Raw genomic sequence first — 23778 nt, 5'->3', positions numbered from 1 at the left:
CCGGCCCCCCGACCCACCCGCACCACGCCCGCAACCCGGGACCCGCGACACACTCCCGACCCCGCGAAGCAAACCCGTATCCCGCCCGGCAGCACACTCCGGACCCGGCAAGGCCAGCCCGGAACCCGCCGAGCAACCCCGCAGGGGCCCGGCCCCCCGACCCACCCGCACCACGCCCGCAACCCGGGACCCGCGACACACTCCCGACCCCGCGAAGCAAACCCGTATCCCGCCCGGCAGCACGCTCCGGACCCGGCAAGGCAAGCCCGGATCCCTCCGAGCAACCCCGCAGGGGCCCCGCGACACGCTCCCGACCCCGCGAAGCAAGCCCCGGACCCGCCGAGCAACCCCGCAGGGGCCCCGCAGGGGCACGGCCTACCGCAGGTGCGCGGTGTCGTTCAGGAGGCGGACCGAGGCGTTGCCGTCGGCGTAGTAGGCCACCGCCGACAGGGAGGCCGCGGACAGCTCCATCCGGAAGAGGGACTCCGGCGGGGCCCCGAGGGCCAGCCGGACCAGGATCTTGACCGGGGTCACGTGGGTGACCAGCAGTACGGTGCGGCCCGCGTGCGCGGCCAGCAGACGGTCGCGGGTGGCCGAGATCCGGCGGGTGGCGGCCGCGAAGCTCTCCCCGCCGCCCGTGGGGGCGGCCTTCGGGGAATCCAGCCAGGCCTGGAGGTCGTCCGGGAAGCGCTCCTGCACCTCGGCGAAGGTCAGGCCCTCCCAGGCGCCGAAGTCCACCTCGCGCAGGCCCTGTTCGACGGTCACGTCGAGGCCGAGCCGGTCGGCGACGGCCCGGGCGGTCTCGCGGCAGCGCAGCAACGGCGAGCTGATGACCGTCTGGACGGTGCCGCGGGCGGCGAGCGCCTCGGCGACGGCCGCCGCCTGGCGGCGGCCGGCCGGGGACAGCTCGGGATCGCTTCCGCCACTGCCGGAGAACCGCTTCTGCGGGGTGAGCGCGGTCTCGCCGTGCCGCAGCAGTACGAAGGTGGCCGGCGCCCCCATGGCGGGCCCCCAGCCCTGCCCGCCCGCAGGGGCGGTGAGGCCCTGACCGGCCCCGCCGGGCTGCGCGAGGAGGGCGGCGGCCCCGGTGTCCGCGGACGCCGGGGCGGTGGCGGGCGCGGTGCCCGCCGCGCCGGGCCCGGCGGTCGGCGCACCGGCCGACGTGTCGGCGCCGGCGACGCCGCGGGCGGCGGCCAGGGCCGCCCGGGCCGCCGCGGCACCCGCGGCGGCGTCACCGGGCGGGCCCGACGGGGCCGACGGCGCGGACGGGGCGGCGAGGGCGGCCGAGGAGTCCGACGGCTCCCACTGCGCGCCGCGCTTGCCCGCGTCCATCGCCTCGTTGGCGAGCCGGTCGGCGTGCTTGTTGCGCTCGCGCGGGATCCACTCGTACGTCACCTGCGCGCGGGGCAGGATCCGCGCGGCCTCGGCGGCGAGCGGCTTCATGTCCGGGTGCTTGATCTTCCAGCGGCCCGACATCTGCTCGACGACGAGCTTGGAGTCCATCCGGACCAGGACCTCCGCGTCGGACGCGAGGTCACGGGCCGCCGTGAGCCCGGCGATCAGGCCCTTGTACTCGGCCACGTTGTTCGTCGCGACGCCGATGTACTCGGCGCGCTCGGCCAGTGTCTCGCCCGAGCCCGGGTCGAGGACGACGGCGCCGTAGCCGGCCGGCCCCGGGTTGCCCCGGGACCCGCCGTCCGCCTCCACGACGAAACGCGGCATCAGATGCCCGAGTCGGCCGTACGGACGAGGATGCGGCCGCAGTTCTCGTGACGGACGACCTGGTCGCGGGCGGCGGCCTTGATCTCGTTGACCTCGGCCATGTCGAGCTCCAGCCGGCAGCCCTCGCAGCGGCGCTGGTAGAGGCGCGCGGCGCCGACCCCGCCCTGCTTGACGCGGATCTTCTCGTACAGGGCCATCAGGTCGCCCGGCATCGAGGTGACGATCACCTCGCGGTCCTTGGTGACCTTGGCCGCCTCGGCGTCGATCTCGGCGGTGGCCGCGTCACGACGGGTGGTGGCGTCGGCGACCTTGGCCTCCAGGGCGGAGACCCGCCCGGTGAGCTCGGAGACCCGCTCCTGCGCGGCCTCCAGGCGCTCCATGACCTCCAGGACCACGTCCTCCAGGTCGCCCTGGCGCTTGGCGAGGGAGACGACCTCGCTCTGCAGGTTCGCCAGGTCCCGGGCCGAGATGCCCACGCCGGAGTCCAGCCTCTGCTGGTCGCGGACCGCGCGCTGGCGCACCTGGTCGACGTCCTGCTCCGCCTTGGTCTGCTCGCGGGCCGTGTCGCTCGCCTGCGTCTGGGCGGCGACCAGCAGGTCGCGCTGCTGCGTCAGGTCCTTGGTGAGCGTGTCGAGCTCGGCGTGCTCGGGCAGCGACTTGCGCTTGTGGGCGAGCTGAGACAGCCGGACGTCCAGCGCCTGGACATCGAGAAGTCGGATCTGGTCGGCGGGCTCGGCGTTCAGTTGGGGGCTCCAGAGATAGAAGGGGAGGGTACGGACGGCGCGTGTACCGTCCAGGGGTCGGTGACCGTGCGCGAGACGTGGGTGCGCAGACCCCAGCCGTGGCGCTCGGAGATCGCGTCGAGCTGTGCGGCGGCCTGCTCGCACCAGGGCCATTCGGTGGCCCAGTGGGCGGCGTCGACGAGGGCCAGCGGGCTCTGCTCGCGGGCCTCGGACACCGGGTGGTGGCGCAGGTCGGAGGTCACGAAGGCATCCACGCCGGCGGCGCGTACCTCGGCGAAGAGGCTGTCGCCGGAGCCACCGCTGACGGCGACGCGCCGGATCATCGCGTCCGGATCGCCGGCGACCCGGATGCCCTGGGCCGTCGGCGGCAGCCAGGCCGCACAGCGCGCGGCGAACTCGCGCAGGGTCTCGGGGCGGTCCAGCTCGCAGATCCGGCCGAGGCCGCGGCGGCCCTCCGGGTCGGTCGGGTCCGGCACCAGCGGACCGGTGATCCGCAGGTCCAGGGCACCGGCGAGGGCGTCGGAGACCCCGGGGTCGGCGGTGTCGGCGTTGGTGTGGGCGACGTGCAGCGCGATGTCGTTCTTGATCAGCGTGTGCACGACACGGCCCTTGAAGGTGCCGGCCTCGACCGTGGTGGTCCCCCGCAGGTAGAGGGGGTGGTGGGTGACGATCAGGTCGGCACCCAGGTCCACCGCTTCGTCGACGATCTCCTGGACGGGGTCCACCGCGAAGAGGACCCGGGTGACCTCGGCGTCGGGTTCGCCGCATACGGTTCCGACCGCGTCCCACTGCTCGGCCCGCGAGGGGGGCCAGAGAGCGTCCAGCGCGGCGATGACTTCAGAGAGACGGGGCACGGGCCAAGGCTACCGTCCGTGGCGGCCCGCCCGGTCAGCGCCGGCCCCCGCGAAGCGGCCGGACCCACGCCCGTCACGCCTGCCTTTCGATGCCGCACAGCACAATCGCACCGCGCATCACAGACGAATCGCCGCCCGGACACCCTTACGTGTGAAGCCGCCTTGGTCGTGTTGTTCGGCGGGAATCCCGAAAACTAGCTTCCTCACCGGAGGTGACGGCCCGGATGACTGTCTGTGCCATCGAGATGACGACCACGGCCCCGTTCACGATCTCCGCGGACGGGACGTACGCCGCCCGGCTCGCCGGGAACGGCGAGGCCCGCTACGCGGAACGCTGGACCCTCGCCGGTCCCGAACCGTACGCGGTGCCGCTGCCCCTCGCACAGCCCGAGGAGGCGGACAGCGAGCTCCTCCCGCTGGCCGACGGGCGCGTGCTGATCCACCGGCGGATCGCGGACCGCCACGCCTTCGCCCTGCTCTACCCGACGGGTGCCGCGGCCGGGCCGCGCACCGGGGAGCTGCAGCTGGGCGGGGTGGACGCGGAGGAGGGCGTACGGGTCTTCCTGCTCCCGCCGGCGCCGGACGGGTCCGGTGCCTTCGCCGTGGCCGCGGCGGACACCGTGACCACGCTGTGGCAGGTGGCCGGGTGCGCGTTCGGGCCGCAGCGGGTGGCGCGGATCCCGGGGCGCTGTTCCGGCGGCGTGTGGCTGGACCGGACGGGGCGGCTGCTGGCTCTGGACCGCGAACTGGACGGCACCGTCAAGGCCGTCGCCGTGGACCTGGGGCGCAACGGCGAGGTCTCCCCGCTGCTGCAGATCACCGAGGACAGTGACGACCGGCTGCTGCTGGCCGAGCCGGACAGCGGGTTGCTGCTGATCCGCTCCGACGCCCCCGGCGCGCCGCGCCTGGGCTGGGGGGTGCTGGGCAGTTCGCGGCCGGTCCGCTTCCCCGAGTGCCTGCGGCTGGGGGACGCCCTGCCCTTCGCGGTCCAGCCGGGACAGGCGCTGATGCCGGAGACCTGCGGGGTGGCACTGTGGCTGCCCGAGGGGGACATCGGCCTGTGGCGCCCCGCCGACCGGCGCGTCTTCCGGCTGGCCGCCCCGGCGGGGTGGCTCGGCGGTGCGGGCATGTGGAGCCCCCAGGGCCGCCTGCACCTGCCGTGCACGACGGCGGAAGTGCCCTGCGGGATCGTCGGGATGAACCTTCCTGCTCCCCCTCCCCCGCCGGTGCACCTGGACCCGCAGGTGCACCTGGATCCGCCGGCCCCGCCGCCGTCCTCGCCGCCGTCCTCGCCGCGTCCGGTCCCCCTCCAGCAGGCTCCGCTGGCCGGACGGCAGTAGCGGGTCAGCCGTGCCTGAGGCCGAGGACCTCCGGCGCGGCGAAGGTCTCGTTCGCCGGGCGGGAGTCGTAGTGCGGGGTGAGGACCGCGTCGAGTTCCTCGTAGGAGAATGACTCCTTGCCCGTGTCGAACTTGGCGGCGACCTTGGGGCGTTCCATGACGACGACGATGCCTCCGTGCACGACGAAGAGCTGCCCGTTGGCCTTGGCGGAGGCGGGTGAGGCCAGATATCCGACGAGCGGGGCGACGTGCTCGGGGGCGAGGGCGTCCAGCCTGCCGTCCTCGGGGACCTCGAAGCCGGCGAAGACGTCCTGCGTCATCCGGGTGCGGGCGCGCGGGCAGATGGCGTTGGCCGTCACCCCGTACTTGGCCAGGGCCAGGGCGGTCGAGGTCGTCAGACCCACGATGCCGCCCTTGGCCGCGGCATAGTTCGGCTGGCCGGCCGAGCCGCCGAGGAAGGCCTCGGAGGAGGTGTTGACGATCCGGCCGTAGACCGGGCCGCCCGCCGCCTTGGACCGCTCCCGCCAGTGCGCGGACGCGAAGTGGGTGGTGTTGAAGTGACCCTTGAGGTGGACCCGGATCACCGAGTCCCATTCCTCCTCCGACATCGAGAAGATCATCCGGTCGCGCAGGATTCCCGCGTTGTTGACCAGGACGTCGAGCTTCCCGTACGTGGACACCGCCAGCCCGACCAGCTCGCGCGCCTGCTCGAAGTCGGCCACGTCGCCGAGGTGGGCGACGGCCCGCCCGCCCGCGGCCCGGATCTCCTCGGCGACCTCCTGCGCCGGGGCGGCCGAGGCCTCTCCGGAGCCGTCCCGGCCGGGCTGGCCGAAGTCGTTGACGACCACGCTCGCGCCGAGCCGCGCGAGTTCGATCGCCTCGGCCCGGCCGAGCCCGCGGCCCGCGCCCGTGACGATGGCGGAGAGTCCCTCAAGTGGCAGTGACATCCGTACGGTTCCCCTCGGAGATCGGATCTGCGGAACGGGTCGCCGGTCGGTTCGGCCGGCGACCGGGTCAGAGTTCGATGCAGGTGCGCAGGGCGACGCCGGTGCGCATCTGGTCGAGGGCGTCGTTGACCTCGGCCAGGCTCACGCGGTGGGTGATCAGGTTCGCCAGGTCGATCCGGCCGGCCCGCCACAGGGCGATGGTGCGCTCGTAGGAGCGGAGCACGTCGCCTCCGCCGTACATCGACGGGAGGATCTTCTTCTCGTCGAAGAACAGCGAGAACATGTTGATCTGGAAGTTGTCGTCGAGGGCGCCCGCGCCGACCACGACGACCGAGCCGCCGCGCCGCGTCATCTCGTACGCCTTCTGCGCGGTCGCGGACTTGCCGACGACCTCGAAGACGTAGTCGAAGCCCTCACCGGCGGTGATCCGGTTCTTGGCGTCGGCGAACTCCTCCGGGGAGACCGCCTCGGTGGCCCCGAACCGCAGGGCCGCCTCGCGGCGGGACTCCACCGGGTCCACAGCGACGATCTGGGCCGCCCCCTGCACCTTGGCGCCCTGGACGACGGATATGCCGACGCCGCCGCAGCCGATGACGGCCACGGAGGAACCGGCCTCCACCTCGGCGGTGTTGATGGCCGCGCCGAGGCCGGTGGTGACGCCGCAGCCGATCAGTGCGGCAATGTCGAAGGGGACGTCGTCGGGGATCGGGACGGCGCAGGCGGCGGGGACGACCATCTCCTCGGAGAAGGTGCCGGTGCCGGCGAAGCCGAAGATGTCGCTCGACGCCCGTTTGAAGTTGGGGGTGGCGACGTTCCCGAAAGCCTCCAGGCACAGGTGGCCCTGACCGCGCCTGCAGGAGGGGCAGTGGCCGCACGGCGGCAGCCAGCAGACCAGGACCCGGTCGCCGATCCGGTGGCTCGTGACCCCGTCGCCGACGTCGGTGATCACGCCGGAGCCCTCGTGGCCGGGGATGAAGGGCGCGGGCTGCGGCAGGACACCGCTCATCGCGGACAGGTCCGAGTGGCACAGCCCGGTGGCCCGGACGCGGATCCTGACCTTGCCGGGTCCGAAGCCCACGGCTTCCATGTCGTCGACGACTTCCAGCTTGTCCTGGCCGATCTCGCTCTGCAGTGCTGCGCGCACGGTGCGGCTCCTGTCGGTGCTGTCAGGGGGCGGGAGTGTTACGCGTGTTCGACGACGGTGTCGGCGAGGACCGGCGCGTCGTCGCGTTCTACGGCGGTCACCGAGACCAGGACGCGGCCGGGCTCCTGCCACATCCGGATGCGCAGCGTCTCGCCCGGGAAGACGATCCCGGCGAAGCGCGTGCGGTAGGCGCGGACGCGGGAGACGTCCCCGCCGAGGGCCGTGTCGACGACGGCCTTGAGGGTCATCCCGTAGGAGCACAGGCCGTGCAGGATCGGCTTGTCGAAGCCGGCCAGCTTGGCGAACTCGGGGTCGGCGTGCAGCGGGTTCCAGTCGCCGGAGAGGCGGTAGAGGAGGCCCTGGTCCTCGCGGATGTGCCGCTCCTCGACCCGGTCGGGGGCGCGCCCGGGCAGCTCCTCCCTGGCGGAGGGGCCGCGCTCGCCGCCGAAGCCGCCCTCTCCCCGTACGAAGATCTGCGCGTCACTGGTCCACAGCGGCCCGTCGGCGTCGGCGACCTCGGAGCGCAGCACGATCACGGCCGCCTTGCCCTTGTCGTAGACGGCGGCGACCTTGGAGCTGGAGGTGGCCCGGCCCTTGACGGGGATGGGCCGGTGCAGCTCGATGGAGTGGCCGCCGTGCAGCACGTGGGCCAGGTTGACCTCGATGCCGGGGGCGGCGAGGCCGCCGAGCATGGCCATGCCCGCTCCGGCGACGGTCGCGAAGCTGGGGAGGACATGGAGCTTGGATTCGAGGGTGTAGCGCAGTTCGTCGGGGTCGGTGGCCGGCAGACCCGCGCCGAGGCCGAGGTGGTAGAGCTGGATGTCCTTGTGGTCCCAGCCGATGTCCCCCTGGCGGGGGTCTGCGGCGAGGGCCCTGGCGGCATCGATCGGCATGAGGATGCGGCTCCCTGTCGTCGGTGGTCGGGAAAATCGCTGCCCTGGAAGACCTCGGCGCGGCCGTCCGCACCGTCGGCCGCACCGAGGTCGTCTGCGGGGCGGCCGGTTCTAGAACGCGTTCTAGGGCCGGCCGGTGAGGGAATGTATAACGCACGCCCCCGCACTTGGGAAGACTCTTGACTCCCCGTCAGATAGGCTTTCCCGGTGGACGAAATGCCCGTGGAACACCGCCGAGGCCGCCCCCTGCGGGTCCTGCTGGACCCGCCCGATCCGGCCCTGGCGCTCCGGCTCGGCCTCCAGCCGGACATCGAGGTCGTGCGCGACCCGATGGCCCGCCCGGAAGTGGCCCTCGTGGAGGAGCTCACGACGGTGACCGCCCTGCTGGAGGACGATCCGGAGTGCCGGATCCTCGTGCTGACCGGTTCGGCGCACCCCGGCCTGCGGGAGGCCGCGCTCACCGCCGGCGCGGCCGGCCTGGTCCTGCGGGACGACCGGGTGGAGGACCTGGCGGAAGCGATCCGCCGGGCCTCGACGGGCGAGACGGTGGTCGATCCGGCCCTGGGGTGAATCCTTTCGGGGCTCCCGTGCCTCCTGTGTAGGTCGCCGACCCCGAGGCCGGCACCTGACCTGGAGGTTCGACGTGATCACAGTGACCGGCCCTGCTCGCGGGAGCGGGGCCCAGCTCTCCTCCCCCGCGGGCCGAACGCGCGGGCCGGGGGCGGAGAGCTGGGGGCAGCGCCGCTGCGGCCCGGCCCGCGGGCGGCCGGGCAGGGCGGCGGTCCACCCCGCGGCGGGCCGCGCGGTCAGCGCCTGAGCATCGTCACCACCGCCGCGCCGCCCAGGCCGATGTTGTGGGCCAGGCCCACACGGGCCCCCGCGACCTGCCGCGGCCCCGCCTCGCCGCGCAGTTGCCAGACCAGTTCCGCCGCCTGTGCCAGCCCCGTCGCGCCGAGCGGGTGCCCTTTGGAGATCAGCCCGCCGGAGGGGTTGACCACCCACCGGCCCCCGTACGTCGTGGCACCGCTCTCCACCAGCTTGCCCGCGGCCCCGTCCTCGCACATGCCCAGCGCCTCGTACGTCAGCAGCTCGTTGATCGAGAAGCAGTCGTGCAGCTCGACCACGTCCACGTCTTCGATGCCGAGCCCGGACGCCTCGTACGCCTGCCGGGCCGCCGCCGCGCTCATCGGCTTGCCGACCACGTCGATGCAGGAGCCCGACGCGAAGGACTCCTCCGCGTCCGTCGTCATCGCCTGTCCGACGATCTCCACGGCCCTGTCGTGCAGCCCGTGCGCGACCAGGAACCGCTCGGACACCACCAGGGCCGCCGCCGCGCCGTCCGAGGTCGGCGAGCACTGCAGCTTCGTCAGCGGCGCGTGGATCTCCTTCGCCGCGAGGATCTCCTCCACCGAGTACACGTCCTGGAACTGCGCGTTCGGGTTGTTCGCCGAGTGCCGGTGGTTCTTCGCGCCGACCGCCGCCAGCTGCGCGGGCGTGGTCCCGTGGCGCTCCATGTGCTCCCGCGCCGCGTTCCCGAAGATCTGCGCCGTGGGCGGGGACATCTCGAAGCCGTGCCCCGCCGCCATGATCCCGTAGTGCCGGGCCACCGGCGAGGTCTTGACGTCGCCTCCGTCGGCGCCCCCGCCCAGCGCACCCCGCTTCATCTTCTCGAAGCCCAGCGCCAGCACGCAGTCGCTCAGTCCGCCCTCCACGAACTGCCGCGCCATCATCAGCGCCGTCGACCCGGTCGCGCAGTTGTTGTTGACGTTGTAGACCGGCACCCCGCTCAGCCCCAGCTCGTACGCCGCGCGCTGGCCGGCGGTGGAGGCCTGGAAGCAGTAGCCGACCGGCACCTGCTGCACCAGCGCGTAGTCCACGCCCGCGTCCGCGAGGGCCGCGGACCCGGCCTCCTTCGCCATGTCCCAGTACTGCCAGTCCCGCGACTCGGGCTTCTCGAACTTCGTCATGCCCACGCCCACGATGTACGACTTCATGCCCGCTGACTCCTAGTCTCCGGTCCCTGGTCCCTGGTCCCTAGTCCCTGGGAAGGCCGAGAATCCGCTCGGCGACGACGTTGAGCTGGACCTGTGTGGTGCCCCCGGCGATGGTCAGGCAGCGGGACATGAGCATCCCGTGCACCGCCCGCTCGCCCGCCCCCTCCCGCACCGCGCCCGCCGGCCCGAGCAGTTCGAGCGCGAGCTCGGCGGTCCGCTGCTGGTGCGGGGTCTGGACGAGTTTGCGTACGGAGGCGCCCGCGCCCGGCTCCAGCCCCGACACCTGCTGGAGCGTGGTGCGCAGCCAGATACAGGCCAGGGCGTGCGCCTCGGCGGCCAGCGCGCCGATCCGCGCCCGATGGGCGCCGTCGAGGTCGGCGGCGCGCGCGAGGAGCGCCTCCAGCCCCGTGTCGAAGGTCATCCGGTCGGCCATGTGCACCCGTTCGTTGCCGAGGGTGTTGCGGGCCACCTGCCAGCCGCCGTCGGCGGCGCCGACCAGTGCGTCCGCCGGGAGCTCGACGTCGTCGAGGTACACCTCGTTGAAGAGGGCCTCTCCGGTGATCTCCTTCAGCGGCCGGACGTCTATGCCGGGCGTGTTCTTCATGTCGACGACGAAGTAGCCGAGCCCCTTGTGCTTGGGCGCCGCCGGATCGGTACGGGCCAGCAGGATCCCGAAGTCGGCGGTGTGCGCGGAACTCGTCCACACCTTCTGTCCGTTCACCAGCCAGGAGCCGTCCTCCCGCCGCTCGGCCCGGGTCCGCAGCGAGGCCAGGTCGGATCCTGCGCCCGGCTCGGAGAAGAGCTGGCACCAGGTGATCTCCCCGCGCAGGGTGGGGAGTACGTAGGAGTCGCGCTGCGCCTGCGTCCCGTAGGCCAGCAGGGAGGGCACGATCCAGGTGGCGATGCCGAGGTCGGAGATCCTGACCCCGGCCGCCGCGAGTTCCTGCTGGACGACGAGCTGCTCGACGGGCCCGGCCCCGAGCCCGTAGGGCGGCGGCAGGTAGGGGGCCGCGTAGCCGGTGGGAGCCAGGATCCGCCGGGCGGCAACCGGGTCCAGGCCGCGCGCGTCCTCGATGGCGGCGCGCGCTTTCGCACGGTGCTCCTCGGCCTGCGCCGGCAGCTCCAGGCGCAGCTCGCGCCGCGCCCCGCCCGCCGCGTACCGCACGGCCCGTACGCGGTGCCCGTCGCCGGGACCGAGCAGCTGGCGGGCGACGATCGCCCGCCGCAGGTGGATGTGGGCGTCGTGCTCCCAGGTGAAGCCGATCCCGCCGAGGATCTGGATGCAGTCCTTGGCACAGGAGTACGCGGCGTCCAGGGCGGTCCCGGCGGCGAGGGCCGCCACGAGGGCGCGCACGTCGGCGGGCTCGTCCATGGCCTGCGCGGCGTCCCAGGCCAGCGCGCGGGCCTGCTCCAGCCGGACGAGCATGTCGGCGCACAGGTGCTTGACGCCCTGGAACTTCCCGATCGGCCGGCCGAACTGCTCGCGCACCTTCGCGTACTCGGCCGCCGTGTGCAGGGCGCGGGCGGCGGTGCCGCAGGCGTCGGCGGCGAAGAGCACACAGGCGAGGTCGCGGACGAGGGCGGCGTCCAGCTCCAGCAGCCGGCCCGCGGGGACGACCGCGCCGCGCGCCCGCACCTCGGCGGTGGGACGGGTCGGGTCGGCGCTCTCGTGCGTACGGACGTCCAGCGCGGCGGCGTCCACGGCGAACCAGCGGGTCTCCTGCGCGGCCTCCGCCGCGAGCAGCACGAGGTCGGCCTCGCCCGCGCCGAGCACGGGCGGCGCGAGCCCGTCGAGCAGGTGCCCGCCGCCCTCGGTGGCCACAGCGGTCAGGGTCCCCGGCCCCAGCGCGACCGCCCCGACCCGTCCGGCGAGCGGCTCGGCACCGGCCCGGTCCAGCAGTACGGAGGCCAGCGCACTCGGCAGGTACGCGCCGGGCAGCGCGCCCCGGGCCGCCTCCTCGACGACGACGGCCAGGTCGAGCAGGGTGCCGCCCTCCAGGTGCGGCTCCAGCAGTCCGGACTCCGCCAGCGCGTCCCAGTACCCGGGCCGCACCCCGGTCCGCGGCGGGGAGTCGAGCAGCTTGCGCACCTCCTCGGGCGGTACGACGCGCGCCACCCAGCCGCGCACCGCCTCGGCCAACTCCCGCTGCTCCCGCGTGATTCCGATGCCCATGCGCGGCAGACTAGAACACGTTTCAATCTGACGGAAGGTCAGATGAAGGTCTTCTTCGCGACCGGCCCGGTCGGCGCGGGCTGTCCGGTACTGGTCGACCTTGCACAGGCCAGTTTTAGGCTGCACGTGATCTTGCTTAGGTCAGCGTGACCTTGCATCGAGAGGCGGGGTAAGCTGCTCGTGGTGCATGCCTGAGGGGTGGTACCGGACGGCGTGACAGGGTCTCCGGCGGAGGGCTTCGAGGTCGGGTACATCTATCCCGGTGGGTCGGAGTTCCGGCGTCCGCTCGCGGATGTGTGGGCGACGCGGTTCGAGGACGCGCCGCACGCCATCAGATCCCGCCTCGCCCACCGATCGATCCACTCCACATACGTCCTCAGGGCTGAGCTGAGCTGGGCATACGAACCGGCATCACGCCAAGGACGAGGTTCTCCATGGCCTCGGGCATACGACCGAACCTGGCCAGCCAGTTGACGACGACATACAACTCGCCGCGCTCGTCAAGGCCGAGGAAGGCGTGGCCGTGGTCGAGTTCCCCCAGCGGAAAGAGGTGCCGCCCGATCTCCTCTCCCCATTCGCCGAAACGGTCCTTTTCGCCCAGCGCAAGCAGTGGGTCGAGTTCGAATGGTTCTCTCGCCCTGGTGACGCCTGAGCCACCGCTGACAACTGTCAGCCCACCGAACTCACGCAGGAAATCCTCGGCGGCGGAATGAATACGGAAGTCGTCTGCTTCCAGACGCTCACGCCACACCGTCGTGTCAACGTTCCGCCCCGGATACCAGCCCGCATCACGCAGCACCGCCTCTACCTCGGCCGACCAGACGTGCGACCCCTTCGTCTGCGCTGCCCGCTGGTCGCGAACAAGTCGGGCCGCGAACGCAACTGCCTCGGCAGGATCAGCCGTCTCGAAAGCGACACGCTCTCCCCGATCAGAGCGGTCCACTACCGAATAGGAATCCGGACAGGCGAACATCGCCGGGAGCGGTTCCCGACCCCAGTCCTCCCAGCTGTCCGATGGCGACACACTCAGCTGCTGCATCGACATCCACGGATACATCGAACTCAGCAACGGCTCACGCACAGCCGCCTGCAGCAACAATCCCAGGGACGGGGAAGACTGGTCCTTCCCGTCAGGTTGGGAAGGGTACTCCTCCAGGAGCTCCGCCCAAGCCTGTGCATGACTGCGCTTCGCACCTTCAGATCCCATGCCCCGACGATGCTGCACCTTCGCCAGCGTCGTCAACGACGAAATCGTGCCGGTCCCGGCCACGCGCAATGCAAGGTTGTTCTGGGCAGGGGGGCCGCATGTCCCAGCGCAACTCCTCACTCCGCACGTCACCACGCAAGCCCCTGGCAACGTCACATCGGATCGGACACGGGCCGGCGTTGCGGGTCAGCCTCGCGGGGCGGCCTTCAGTGCCGCGCGGGCGGCGTCCTTCGCCTTGGCCTCACAGGCACCCTTGGTGTACGGCTTCGCCCGGAGGCTCACCCGGACGGAGAGATTGCCCTCCCTCACGCCGAGGACGCAGGTCCAGCCGCCGCCGGCCGAACCCCAGTAGGCCTCGGTGCCGAACCCCAGACGGGACGCCGGGCGCTGACCGGCCGCCTCCGACTGGAACAGCCGCTTCTGCGCGGCCGCGTCGGCGTCCGCGTCACCTCCGAGGCTCAGGTTCCACCGGACCAGGGCGGTCGGCGACGCGGCGGTCTCACCGCCCCCGTTGCAGCTCGACTGCACGCCGTCGCCCACCTCGGACCGGGTGTCCGCCGTCGACGGCCGCAGGTCCAGCGGCACCTTCTCGCGCGCTTCCTGACAACGGGGGACGGCCGTGTGGGCGATGGGCGCGTTCATCCGGTCCCGCACGTACAGCGCGGTACCGGTACCGGCCACGAGGAGCGCACCGGCCGCCACCAGCGCCGCGACCCGGCGTCGGCGCCGCCGCGGACCCCCGGGGCGACCGATGCCGGGCGGCGCGGTCGGCTGCGGAGGCACCGGCGGGACGGGCCGCGATGCCGATGCGGGCTCGGGCTCCGGCTCCGGCTCGGGGTCCCGCGCCGGAGCGGCGGCCACCGGGCGGCCCTCCAGCAGCCCGTCGATCCGGGTCCGCTGCGCGGCGAGCATCTCGTACACGGCCGAAGGCCACTGACGGCCCGACGGGTTCACCGGACCGATCAGCTCGCGCAGCTCCGCCGAGGACGGCCTGGCCGCGGGGTCCTTGGCCAGGCAACGCCCAACGAGGTCGCGCAGCCCCTCCGGGACCCCGCCGAGATCCGGCTCGCCGTGCGCCACGTCGTACAGCGTCTTGAGGGTGGAGGCACCGGCGAAGGGGCTGCGGCCCGTCAGCGCCATGACCAGCAGGGAGCCCAGGGAGAAGACGTCGCTGGCGGGCGTGAGCGGATGCCCCTCCGCCTGCTCGGGCGACATGTACGCGGGCGATCCGACGACGAACCCCGTACGCGTCAGCCCGGCCTCCCCCTCCGCCTCGCCCTCCGTGGCCCGCGCGATGCCGAGGTCGATGACGCGGACGCCGTCCTCGGCGAGGAGTACGTTGTCGGGCTTGAGGTCCCGGTGGACGAGTCCGGCCCGGTGGATCTCGGCCAGGGCGGAGGTCAGACCCGCGGCGAGGCGGCGTACGACGTCCTCCGGCAGCACCCCGGCCGTCTTGACCACGGCCCCGAGGGAGGGCCCAGGGACGAAGACCGAGGCCAGCCAGGGCGTGGGCGCGTCCGGGTCGGCGTCGATCACGGCGGCCGTGTAGGCGGCCGAGACCTTGCGCGAGGCGGCGACCTCACGGCGGAAACGCGCCCGGAAGCCCTCGTCGTCGGCGAAGTGCGCAAGGACCTGCTTGACGGCCACGAGCCGCCCGTCCTGGCCGGCCGCCAGCAGCACCCGGCCCATCCCGCCCTGCCCGAGCACGCCGACGACCGCGAACGGTCCCACGTGCGTCGGGCCCCCCGGCCCCACCTGCTCCATGCCCCTGCCCCTCTCCCCCGAGTCGGGAGCGGATCATACAGAGGCGGCCCTGACGAACGCGGCGAAAGCGGCGGGGCGGACGGTGATCACAGGCCCCCCGGGGTTCTTGGAGTCCCGCACGGCGACGAGGCAGGGCTGCGCGGCCACCTCGACGCACTCCCCGCCGGTGTCACCGCTGTACGAGGCCTTCCGCCAGGCCAAGGTGCCGAGCGGGGCGCACTCGACACAATCACCGCCGGTGTCACCGCTGTACGAGGCCTTCCGCCAGGCCAAGGTGCCGAGCGGGGCGCACTCGACACACTCCCCGCCGGTGTCGGAGCTGTACGAGGACTTACGCCACTCCGCGCCCGTCAGGTGCTGGTTGGTGTCCATAGCGCTCCTCCATCACTCGGGCGATCAGCGCCGCCGAGTCCTCCAGCGAGAGGGCGGCAGCCTGCAGATGATCGTATCGGAGCGAACCCTCCCTGAGAGCTTGCGGATTGGCCGTCATATGGCCCTGGACGAAGTCCTCGGTGTAGACGATGTCCGGGTCGTCGTCGAACCGCAGAACGGTGAACGTACCCGGCAGGCCTGCGTGGGCACCCGCCTCGAAGGGCAGGATCTGCACCTTCACCCACTCCCGCCCCCGCAGGTCCAGCAAATGGGCGAGCTGGTTCCGCATGACGTCCCGGCCGCCGATCTCCTGATGCAAAACGGCCTCGCTCAGCACGACCCACACCAGTGGCGGGTTCTCGCGGTCCAGGATGCGCTGCCGCTCCATCCGGGCGGCCGACCTCGCGTCGAGGCGCTCATCGTTCCGTACGCCCAGCACCGCCCGCGCGTACTCCTCCGTCTGCAGCAGCCCGTAGACCAACTGCGCCTGGAAGGTGGAGATGTACGCAGCCCGCGCCTCCATCTCCGCGTACGGCTGGAACCACGTCGGCAGCTGATGGCGCAGCACCAGCCCCACCAGCCGCGAGAACACCCCGCCCGTGCCGAGCGCCGCGTCCACCCGCTCCGAGAAGTCCCGCGTCGGGACCCTCCGCGTGGTCTCGATCTGGCCGATCAGCGAGCCCGTGCAGAAGACGATGCTGCCGAGCTGTGCCTGGTTGAGGCCGGCCTCCTCTCTCAGGCGACGCAGTTCGGATCCGTAGTAGTCCAGCGGTGAGGCGCTGGGATCGAGATCACGCACGCCGACCATGGACGGTCACCCCCAAGCCAGTTGCCGGTTCCGTGGCCGAGCGTAGCCGTCCGACTGCGGAAAGGTGCCGGAACCGGGCAATCGGCCCGGGCGGCCGGGCCCCGGCATGGACCCCTACCCGGCGGTAGGGCAGCATGGGCCGCCACACGCAGCTCAGCAGGAGGAACGACATGGCCACGCCCAAGCCGGAGACCCTCGCCGCCTTCGAGGCCGCCAAGGGGTTCATGCCCGTACGGGAGGGCCTCGCGCTGTACGAGGCCGCCGCCGCGGCCGGGGCGCTCGGGCTGCCGCTGCTGGAGGTCGGCACGTACTGCGGGCGCTCGACGATCCTGCTCGCCGACGCCGCCCGCGAGGCCGGCGTGGCCGCGATCACCGTGGACCACCACCGGGGTAGCGAGGAGCAGCAGCCGGGCTGGGAGTACCACGACCCGACGGTCGTGGACCCTGAGGTCGGGCTGATGGACACCCTGCCGACCTTCCGCCGCACCCTCCACGGGGCCGGGCTGGAGGAGCACGTGATCGCGATCGTCGGCCGCTCCCCGCAGGTCGCGGCGGCCTGGGGCGGCAAGCTGGGCTTCGTCTTCATCGACGGCGGCCACACCGACGAGCACGCGACCGGCGACTACGAGGGCTGGGCCCCGTACGTGGCCGAGGGCGGCACGCTCGTCATCCACGACGTGTTCCCCGACCCGGCGGACGGCGGCCAGGCCCCGTACCGGATCTACCTGCGCGCCCTCGCCTCCGGCGCCTTCGAGGAGGTCTCCGTCACCGACTCGCTGCGCGTGCTGCGCCGCACCGGCCCGGGCATCTGACACCGCTTTTCCGTTCATATAAGCGCACCACGCCCCCGTATGGCGCAGTACCGGCCGGGCCGCCGGGCGGCGGTCTAGCATCGCGGACGTGCGCTACGACGACAGCCCCCCGCCCCCCGAGTCCGGCTCCTCGGCGAATCCGGACCGGCACTGGTTCACCCGACGCTCCACGCTCGTGGTCGGGATCGCCGCCCTCGCCCCGACCTGCCTGGCGGGCTGGGTCCTGACCCAGGCGCTGTCCGGGGCCGGGCCGGACCAGAACCGGCCCGCCTCGGCCCCGCAGGCCGCCTCGCACTCGGCGCTGTCGCCGGGCCAGCGGGACGCGAAGCCGGGCTCCACCCCGAGCGGGAGCCCGAGCACGGAGGCGAGCACGCCCGCGGCCGCCCCCGCTCCGGCCCCCGCCAAGGGCCCGCTGACCGGGAAGACCGTGGTCGTCGACCCCGGGCACAACACCGGCAACTTCAAGCACACCGACGAGATCGACCAGCAGGTCGACATCGGCACCAACCGCAAGGAGTGCGACACCACCGGGACCACCACGAACTCCGGCTACATGGAGGCGGAGTTCACCATGGACGTCTCCAAGCGCCTGCGGACGGCCCTGGAGGCACAGGGCGCGAAGGTGGTCCTCACCCACGAGACGGGCGCCCGCGCCTGGGGACCCTGCATCACCGAGCGTGCCCGCATCGGCAACGAGGCGAACGCCGACGCCGTCGTGTCCGTCCACGCCGACGGCGTCTCGGCCGGCAACCGCGGCTTCCACGTCATCCTCCCCGCCAAGGTCAAGAGCGGGGCCGCCGACACCGCGAAGATCGTGGGCCCCTCGCGCGAGCTCGGCGAACGCATCGCCGGGAACTTCGCCCGCACCACCGGTTCGGCCCCCGCCAACTACCTCGGCGGTGGAACCGGCTTGGTGGTCCGCGACGATCTGGGCGGACTGAACCTGTCAACCCGCCCCAAGGTGTTCATCGAATGCGGCAACATGCGTGACGCCAAGGACGCGGCGCAGCTGACGAGTCCGCAGTGGCGGCAGAAGGCGGCCCAGGGCATCGCGGACGGCATCGTCGGCTTCCTGGGCGGGTAGTCCCTCTCGGGCGTCCCGCCGGGGCGCCCGCCGCCCCGATCCTCTCGGTTGCGGGATACCTCCGTACCATGGTGCCGCCCGCCCTGCTGCAGGCACGGTCTGCGCTGCGACCGCGGCACCACGAGACGACCGAGACCGAGAAGGACACCTAAGACGTGAACATCCGCTCCCTCACTCGAGGCGACGGCGTGGTGATCGGAGCAGCGGTGCTGCTGTTCATCGCCTCGTTCCTCGATTTCTACTCCGCCACGGGCGTCGACCTCCCGAGCCCCTGGGACACCGACTTCTACCGCCTGGTGCTCCCCAGCGTCTTCCTGCTCGGCTTCGTCGCCGCCGGCCTGCTCATCGCGGGCCGCTTCCAGCCGGAGAGCCGCAAGGTCCTCGGCCTGCCGCTGGCGGCGTGGGGTACGGTCCTCGCCGTGTCGGCCGCCTGGTCCGCGCTGTGGGCGCTGATCACCTGCCCGAACACGTTCGACCTGGGCGCGGGCTCGGTCATCGCCTTCCTCTCCACGGTGGCCCTGGCGGGCGTGGCCCTCTTCGGCGCGAAGGTTCCGGCGCTCGCCGGTCCGCTGGTGCCCGAGGCCCGGCCCGCCGCCCCGCAGCCGTACGGCGGCCAGCCGCAGCCGGGTGCCGGGTACGGCTACCCGGGCGGGCAGCAGCCGTACGGTTCCACCCCGCAGCCGGTCCCGCCGTACGGCGGCTCGGGCACGCCGGCTCCGGCGCCCGGGCCTCAGGACTCCGGTGCCGGCCACCGGGCGGCGACGCCCGCCCCGGCGGCGGACTTCAGCCCGTTCTGGTTCGCCGTGCCGGTGGCCCGTCCCCTCTTCGCCGAGGACGGCTCGCCCACGCAGATCGCCGAACTCGCGCCGGGCACCTGGTACCTGGCGGTCGAGCAGCGTGGCGGCGGCGCGCTGGTGGCGCAGACGCAGGACGGCCGTCGCGGCATCCTGAGCGACACCTCGGGAATCCAGCGCGGCTGATTCCCGCACCCCACCGCACCCCACCGCGTTCCACCACGACGCCCCACCGGTCCCCGGTGGGGCGTCGTGCGTTCGGGCCTGTCGGTACGGGTCAGTGGCAGCGACCCGACCAGCTCTCATATGCGATGAGTTGAAAACGGGTGGGGCACCGTCGACCTCATCGCCGACATCACCGGCTGCTTCAGCAAGCAGCGCGGCCCGGCCCCTACGGCCTCCCGCCCTTCCGGGCGGGGGGCCGTTGCCCTACAGTCGCCTGACGCATCGTCAGTTACGATTGGAGGGAGCGCCATGCGCCTCGGACTCGCACTCGGCTACTGGGGCCGCGGCCCGGGCCCCGCCCACCTCGACCTCGCCACCGAGGCCGAAAGGCTCGGCTACGACTCCGTGTGGACCGCCGAGGCCTGGGGCTCCGACGCCTTCACCCCCCTGACCTGGATCGCCGCGCACACCTCACGGATCCGCCTGGGCACCGCCATCGCCCAGATGGCCGCCCGCACCCCGACCGCCACCGCGATGCACGCCCTCACCCTGGACCACCTCTCCGGCGGCCGGATGATGCTGGGCCTGGGCCTGTCCGGCCCCCAGGTGGTCGAAGGCTGGTACGGGCGCCCCTTCCCGGCGAGCCCGCTGACCGCGACCCGCGAGTACATCGACGTCATCCGCCAGGTCCTGCGCCGCGAGGGCCCGGTCGCACTGGACGGCCGCTTCCACAGCCACCCGTACCGGGGCTCGGACGCCACCGGCATCGGCAAGTCCCTCAAGCCCATCACCCACCCGCTGCGCCCGGACCTCCCGGTACTGCTGGGCGCCGAGGGCCCGAAGAACATCGCCCAGACCACCCGGATCGCGGACGGCTGGCTGCCGCTGTACTGGTCACCCAGCCGCACGGACGTCTACCGGGCCTCCCTCACCGACCTCCCCCCGGGCTTCATGATCGCCCCGATGGCCCGCGCCAGGGTCTGCGACGACGTCACCGAGGGCCTGCTCCCGGTCAAGGCCATGCTCGGCTTCTACATCGGCGGCATGGGCCACGCGGCCCGCAACTTCCACGCCGACCTGATGGCGCGGATGGGCTACGAGGAGGAGGCCCGCCGCATCCAGCAGCTCTTCCTCGCCGGCCGCAAGGAGGAGGCGGTACTCGCCGTCCCGGACGCGTTCGCCGACGAGATCTCCCTGGTCGGCCCCCGGGAGCGGATCGCGGAACGGCTGGAGATGTGGCGCAAGGGCCCGGTCACGGACCTGCTCGTGACGGCCCCGGACCCGCACACCCTGCGCGTCCTGGCGGAGCTCAACAGCTGAGGAGGGGGGCCGCCGGTACGGACGGGACACCGCAGTGCGCTCACTGCGCCTGCGGCAGGGCCTCCAGCAGCTCGCGCACGTCCAGCGGCATCACGGCGATCTCGATGCTGCCGCCGCCGTTGTACGCACAGGCCACGATCCGCGAGCCCGGGTTGATGGAGATCCCCTCCTTCATCGAGGGAACCCGCACCCCGGTGGCCCGGCCCCCGGGCAGCGCCACGGCCTCCCCACGCTCGGGAACCCAGCGGGCCGCACCCCCCTCGACGTACACCCGTCCCGGCCGCCAGCGCCCCTGACCGGCCGGCTGCCGCGCCATCCCCGGGATCCCCGGCACGGGAGCGGCGCCCGCCCGCGCCAGATGCCTGCGCCGCACCAGCCATCCGACCCCGACGACCCCACCGGCCAGCAACACGTACTCGATCACACGCCCCATTGAAACAGCCGGCGGCCGGGGGCGGCGTCGCCGCCCTCCGGCCCGGGCCCGGTGGTGTCGGGGCTAGGTGCTGTGACCGGAAAGGTTCACCGCCTCACGACGCCCGGTACGGCACCTCGCCGCGTTGTCGGACCACGGAAGTACGTCCGGTACGAGCCGCGGCCCTCCGCCTTGCGATGCACCGCATCGGACGCCGCGAGACGGCAAACCTTTCCCGCCACAGCACTAGCCGCCGAGCTGGGAGGCGCTCGGGACCTGGTTGGTCACCTCGACGCCCGCGCTCCTGCCGGCCTCCTTGATGCCGTTGATGACGGCGTCGAAGGACGAGATGTCGGCGTCCCCCGCCTGACCCTTGCGCAGCTTGCTGCCGAGTCCCTTCAGCGACTCGATGCCCGCCGTCAGCGGGGCGACCGCCTTCGACAGCAGCGGGTCGCCCTGGGCGTTGTCGGCCGCCGCCTTGAGCCGGTTGTACGCGAACGCGCCCGCCAGGCCCGCCTTGATGAGCGCGAACGTCCGGCCCTTCGCCCCCTTCTTGAACTTGCCCTCCCGGTACGGCTTGACGATCCACTGATACGTCGCGCCCGCCGCGAGCGACGCGTTGGCCACGAAACGCGTCTTGGCGAACTTCTGCTTCTCCGCCGACGTGCTCGGCGACGGCGTCACGGCGGCCCGCTCGTCGGCCTCCACCGCCACCGGCTCCGCCGCGGCGAGCGCGGCCAGCTCACCCATCGAGGCGGCGGACAGCTCCTCCCGCTGGGTACCGCCGCCACCGCTGCCGCAGGCGGTGGCACCGGCCAGCAGCGCGGTCGACAGGACCACCGCCGTGAGGGCGCGACGGAATCGGACGGTCGTGGGTACGGACACGGTTTCCTCCGGGAACTCAGGCGTCCCCCGCAGCCTCACCCCGGCCCCGCGGGCCCGCCACCCGGCGGACCCGTTCGGGTTTGCGACGCACCCCGGCGGCAACACGCCCGCCATGACCTCACACACGCGAGTACGCACCCGAGGAAGCAGTCAGGCAGGGCGGGCCGTCGCTCTGGTGGCGGACGCGCTGGCCTTCGTGATCGTCTTGTGGATCCTGCTCTGGTTCCTGGATGCCAACCAGGGCAACGCACTGGTCGACTTCATCCACTCCACCGCGAGCCGGCTGGCCGGCTGGTCCTACGACCTGTTCACCTTCAGCCACGAGTGGATCCAGGTCCTCGTCGGCTACGGCCTGGCCGCCGTCGTCTACGTCCTGATCGGCCACGCCGTCGCCGGCTGGCTCTACCGCCGCTGACGGCGGCCCCGACGGCACGAAGGGGCCCCTCCCGCCGCCGGGCGGGAGGGGCCCTTCTTCGCATCAGGTCCGGCTCAGCCGCAGCAGTCCGGCTCCAGCCCGGCCGGGAGCGAACCCCCGCCGAACACCTCGGTGGTGGCCTCGTCCCCGCCCAGCGCCGCGACGGCCAGCAGCAGCGACCCCGCGGTCCACGTCGTCTGCTCCACCGGCCACACCGCGTCGTCCTGGAAGACGTACCCCGTCCAGTACATGCCGTTGTCCGCGCGCAGGTGCCCGATCGACCGCAGGATCTCCAGCGCCCGGTCCGACTCCCCCGTCGCCCACAGCGCGAGCGCCAGCTCGCAGGACTCGCCGCCCGTCACCCACGGGTTCGGCAGGACGCACCGCACCCCCAGGTCCGCCACCACGAACTCGTCCCAGCGGCTCTCGATCCGCGCCGTGGCCTCGGCGCCGGTCAGGGCGCCACCGAGGACCGGGTAGTACCAGTCCATCGAATAGCGGTCCTTGTCCAGGAACCGCTCGGGGTGACGGCGTATCGCATGCCGCAGCGCACCCGCCGCGAGCTCCCAGTCCGGCTGCGGCTCCTCGCGGTGCTCGGCGATGGCCAGCGCGCAGCGAAGCGCCTGGTGGATGGAGGACGACCCGGTCAGCAGCGCGTCCGTGACCGGCGTCCCGTCCGCCTCCCGCTTCCAGCCGATCTCGCCGCCCGGCTGCTGGAGCGACAGGACGCACTCCACGGCCGAGTAGACGGCCGGCCACATGCGGTCGAGGAAGGTGTCGTCGCCGGTCGACAGGTAGTGGTGCCAGACACCGACGGCTATGTAGGCGGTGAAGTTGCTCTCGCGGCTCGCGTCCTGCGGCTCGGCGGTGTCCACACCACCCGGCCGGTCGGCGTAGGCCGCGTACCAGGAACCGTCCTGGTTCTGGTGCCGCGCCAGCCACGCGTACGCCCGCTCGGCGGCCTCGTGCTCCCCGGCCGCGTCCAGCGCCATCGCCGCCTCGGTGTGGTCCCACGGGTCGAGGTGGTGACCGCGGAACCACGGGATGGCGCCGTCGGCGCGCTGCACCGCGAGGATGCCCGCGACCGTCTCGGCGGCCTGCTGCGCGGTCAGTACGCCGTCCAGGACCAGGTGTTCGGTACGCCCGGGCGAGCTCACTGCGCCGCGCCGACGGGAAGGTGGGGCTTGGTCGCGTACGCGACGAAGCTCTTGCCGATGAGGGGGTTGAGGGCCTGCTCCGCGAGCCGTGTCGCGAGCGGCTTCTTCATGATGTCCCAGACCAGGAGCTTGTGGTACGCCTTGACCGGCAGCGCCTTGTCGTTGTCCACGCCGAAGGCGCACTTGAGCCACCAGTACGGGGAGTGCAGCCCGTGCGCGTGGTGCGTGCCGTACGGCTTGAGGCCCGCTGCCCGCATCTTGCCGAGCAGTTCGTCCGCCTTGTAGATGCGGATGTGGCCGCCCTCGACCTCGTGGTAGGCGTCGGAGAGCGCCCAGCAGATCTTCTCCGGGCCGTAGCGCGGGACGGTGATGGCGATGCGTCCGCCGGGCTTGAGCACGCGGACCATCTCCGCGAGGACGCCCTTGTCGTCGTGGATGTGCTCCATGACCTCGGAGATGATGACGACGTCGAAGGAGTCGTCGGGGAAGGGCAGCGCGAGGGCGTCGCCCTCCATCGCGGTGGCGGTGGCGCCGGCCGGGGCCTCACCGGCCTCCTTCATCGCGGCGAACCACTTGGCGACCTCGCGGATCTCCTCGCCGTTGCGGTCGACGGCGACCACCTGGGCGCCTCTCCGGTAGCACTCGAAGGCGTGGCGGCCCGCGCCACAGCCGAGGTCGAGCACACGATCGCCTGCGGCGAGCGGGAACCGGGAGAAATCGACGGTCAGCACGGGGTCCTGCCTTCGCGGTCGCGGGGGTGTTCGGGGGTGGGGA

At 72.8% G+C, this 23778-nt stretch carries 23 protein-coding genes; 7 read left to right on the top strand and 16 right to left on the bottom strand.

The features are described from left to right. Positions 1-375: 375 nt before the first annotated feature. The 3 genes from ACIPXC_RS13195 to ACIPXC_RS13185 are packed head-to-tail and all read right to left on the bottom strand — an operon-like array spanning position 376 to position 3319. Positions 376-1722: a bifunctional RNase H/acid phosphatase gene (locus ACIPXC_RS13195; RefSeq protein ID WP_401616398.1), complete on the bottom strand. Its 1347-nt coding sequence runs from the start codon at positions 1720-1722 to the stop codon at positions 376-378. Continuing rightward, positions 1722-2465 (bottom strand): zinc ribbon domain-containing protein, encoded by a 744-nt coding sequence (locus tag ACIPXC_RS13190; RefSeq protein WP_401616454.1) that lies wholly within the window; start codon positions 2463-2465, stop codon positions 1722-1724. The genes ACIPXC_RS13195 and ACIPXC_RS13190 overlap by 1 nt, the downstream gene beginning before the upstream one ends. Continuing rightward, positions 2462-3319: a Nif3-like dinuclear metal center hexameric protein gene (locus ACIPXC_RS13185; RefSeq protein WP_401616396.1), complete on the bottom strand. Its 858-nt coding sequence runs from the start codon at positions 3317-3319 to the stop codon at positions 2462-2464. Before ACIPXC_RS13185 ends, ACIPXC_RS13190 begins: the two co-directional genes overlap by 4 nt. Positions 3320-3543: 224 nt before the next feature. Between ACIPXC_RS13185 and ACIPXC_RS13180 the strand changes: the two genes are divergently transcribed. Beyond that, a complete protein-coding gene (locus tag ACIPXC_RS13180) occupies positions 3544-4659 on the top strand; it encodes a hypothetical protein (RefSeq protein WP_401616394.1) in 1116 nt (371 codons plus the stop codon). Between the two features lie 4 nt (positions 4660-4663). Here ACIPXC_RS13180 and ACIPXC_RS13175 read toward each other — a convergent pair whose 3' ends face one another. The 3 genes from ACIPXC_RS13175 to ACIPXC_RS13165 form a co-directional block, all read right to left on the bottom strand. Then, a complete protein-coding gene (locus ACIPXC_RS13175; protein WP_401616392.1) occupies positions 4664-5605 on the bottom strand; it encodes a 3-oxoacyl-ACP reductase in 942 nt (313 codons plus the stop codon). Positions 5606-5672: 67 nt separating this feature from the next. Continuing rightward, the gene (locus ACIPXC_RS13170) at positions 5673-6749 is read right to left on the bottom strand and encodes a Zn-dependent alcohol dehydrogenase (protein WP_401616390.1); all 1077 of its coding nucleotides are present in this window, start codon (positions 6747-6749) and stop codon (positions 5673-5675) included. Between the two features lie 38 nt (positions 6750-6787). Next, positions 6788-7642 carry a MaoC/PaaZ C-terminal domain-containing protein gene (locus ACIPXC_RS13165; protein ID WP_401616388.1) on the bottom strand — a complete coding sequence of 285 codons (855 nt, stop codon included), beginning with the start codon at positions 7640-7642 and terminating at the stop codon, positions 6788-6790. Positions 7643-7858: 216 nt separating this feature from the next. Here ACIPXC_RS13165 and ACIPXC_RS13160 point away from each other — a divergent pair, with 216 nt between their 5' ends. Next, positions 7859-8212 carry a DNA-binding response regulator gene (locus tag ACIPXC_RS13160; RefSeq protein ID WP_401616452.1) on the top strand — a complete coding sequence of 118 codons (354 nt, stop codon included), beginning with the start codon at positions 7859-7861 and terminating at the stop codon, positions 8210-8212. Between the two features lie 236 nt (positions 8213-8448). Here the strand turns inward: ACIPXC_RS13160 and ACIPXC_RS13155 are convergent, their stop codons facing one another. From ACIPXC_RS13155 to ACIPXC_RS13130, 6 genes are all read right to left on the bottom strand, one after another. Beyond that, positions 8449-9636 carry a lipid-transfer protein gene (locus tag ACIPXC_RS13155; RefSeq protein ID WP_401616386.1) on the bottom strand — a complete coding sequence of 396 codons (1188 nt, stop codon included), beginning with the start codon at positions 9634-9636 and terminating at the stop codon, positions 8449-8451. Between the two features lie 40 nt (positions 9637-9676). Continuing rightward, the gene (locus ACIPXC_RS13150; RefSeq protein ID WP_401616384.1) at positions 9677-11809 is read right to left on the bottom strand and encodes an acyl-CoA dehydrogenase; all 2133 of its coding nucleotides are present in this window, start codon (positions 11807-11809) and stop codon (positions 9677-9679) included. A gap of 376 nt (positions 11810-12185) precedes the next feature. Continuing rightward, positions 12186-13052, bottom strand: coding sequence for an SUKH-3 domain-containing protein (locus ACIPXC_RS13145; RefSeq protein WP_401616382.1), 867 nt, complete (start codon positions 13050-13052; stop codon positions 12186-12188). Positions 13053-13202: 150 nt separating this feature from the next. Further along, entirely contained in the window at positions 13203-14780 is a 1578-nt protein-coding gene (locus tag ACIPXC_RS13140; RefSeq protein ID WP_401616380.1) for a serine/threonine-protein kinase, read from the bottom strand. 33 nt (positions 14781-14813) lie between these two features. Further along, complete coding sequence (locus ACIPXC_RS13135) at positions 14814-15152, bottom strand: DUF397 domain-containing protein (protein ID WP_401616378.1); 339 nt, start codon at positions 15150-15152, stop codon at positions 14814-14816. Next, on the bottom strand, positions 15112-15960 hold the full coding sequence (locus ACIPXC_RS13130) for a Scr1 family TA system antitoxin-like transcriptional regulator (protein ID WP_401616376.1): 849 nt from the start codon (positions 15958-15960) through the stop codon (positions 15112-15114). Before ACIPXC_RS13130 ends, ACIPXC_RS13135 begins: the two co-directional genes overlap by 41 nt. A gap of 170 nt (positions 15961-16130) precedes the next feature. Here ACIPXC_RS13130 and ACIPXC_RS13125 point away from each other — a divergent pair, with 170 nt between their 5' ends. The 4 genes from ACIPXC_RS13125 to ACIPXC_RS13110 all read left to right on the top strand — a co-directional run bounded on the left by ACIPXC_RS13125 (position 16131) and on the right by ACIPXC_RS13110 (position 20135). Then, positions 16131-16772, top strand: coding sequence for a class I SAM-dependent methyltransferase (locus tag ACIPXC_RS13125; protein ID WP_401616374.1), 642 nt, complete (start codon positions 16131-16133; stop codon positions 16770-16772). Positions 16773-16860: 88 nt separating this feature from the next. Then, complete coding sequence (locus ACIPXC_RS13120; RefSeq protein ID WP_401616372.1) at positions 16861-17856, top strand: N-acetylmuramoyl-L-alanine amidase; 996 nt, start codon at positions 16861-16863, stop codon at positions 17854-17856. 155 nt (positions 17857-18011) lie between these two features. Further along, positions 18012-18836: a hypothetical protein gene (locus ACIPXC_RS13115; RefSeq protein ID WP_401616370.1), complete on the top strand. Its 825-nt coding sequence runs from the start codon at positions 18012-18014 to the stop codon at positions 18834-18836. A gap of 288 nt (positions 18837-19124) precedes the next feature. Beyond that, positions 19125-20135, top strand: a complete 1011-nt coding sequence (locus tag ACIPXC_RS13110; RefSeq protein WP_401616368.1) for an LLM class F420-dependent oxidoreductase — start codon at positions 19125-19127, stop codon at positions 20133-20135. A 40-nt stretch (positions 20136-20175) separates the two neighbouring features. Here ACIPXC_RS13110 and ACIPXC_RS13105 read toward each other — a convergent pair whose 3' ends face one another. Both ACIPXC_RS13105 and ACIPXC_RS13100 read right to left on the bottom strand, forming a co-directional pair. Then, positions 20176-20559 (bottom strand): hypothetical protein, encoded by a 384-nt coding sequence (locus tag ACIPXC_RS13105; protein WP_401616366.1) that lies wholly within the window; start codon positions 20557-20559, stop codon positions 20176-20178. A gap of 234 nt (positions 20560-20793) precedes the next feature. After that, positions 20794-21432 (bottom strand): hypothetical protein, encoded by a 639-nt coding sequence (locus ACIPXC_RS13100; protein WP_401616364.1) that lies wholly within the window; start codon positions 21430-21432, stop codon positions 20794-20796. Positions 21433-21544: 112 nt separating this feature from the next. Between ACIPXC_RS13100 and ACIPXC_RS13095 the strand changes: the two genes are divergently transcribed. Next, complete coding sequence (locus ACIPXC_RS13095) at positions 21545-21847, top strand: hypothetical protein (RefSeq protein WP_401616362.1); 303 nt, start codon at positions 21545-21547, stop codon at positions 21845-21847. 74 nt (positions 21848-21921) lie between these two features. On the opposite strand, the gene ACIPXC_RS13090 is transcribed toward ACIPXC_RS13095, so the two are convergent. Both ACIPXC_RS13090 and ACIPXC_RS13085 read right to left on the bottom strand, forming a co-directional pair. After that, positions 21922-23004, bottom strand: a complete 1083-nt coding sequence (locus ACIPXC_RS13090; protein ID WP_401616360.1) for a prenyltransferase — start codon at positions 23002-23004, stop codon at positions 21922-21924. Further along, positions 23001-23735, bottom strand: a complete 735-nt coding sequence (locus tag ACIPXC_RS13085) for a class I SAM-dependent methyltransferase (protein ID WP_030852354.1) — start codon at positions 23733-23735, stop codon at positions 23001-23003. The genes ACIPXC_RS13090 and ACIPXC_RS13085 overlap by 4 nt, the downstream gene beginning before the upstream one ends. Positions 23736-23778: the final 43 nt, after the last annotated feature.

This window comes from Streptomyces sp. NPDC090021, assembly GCF_044748225.1.
Taxonomy (GTDB): Bacteria; Actinomycetota; Actinomycetes; order Streptomycetales; family Streptomycetaceae; genus Streptomyces.
This window is presented reverse-complemented; position numbering and strand designations above follow the sequence as displayed.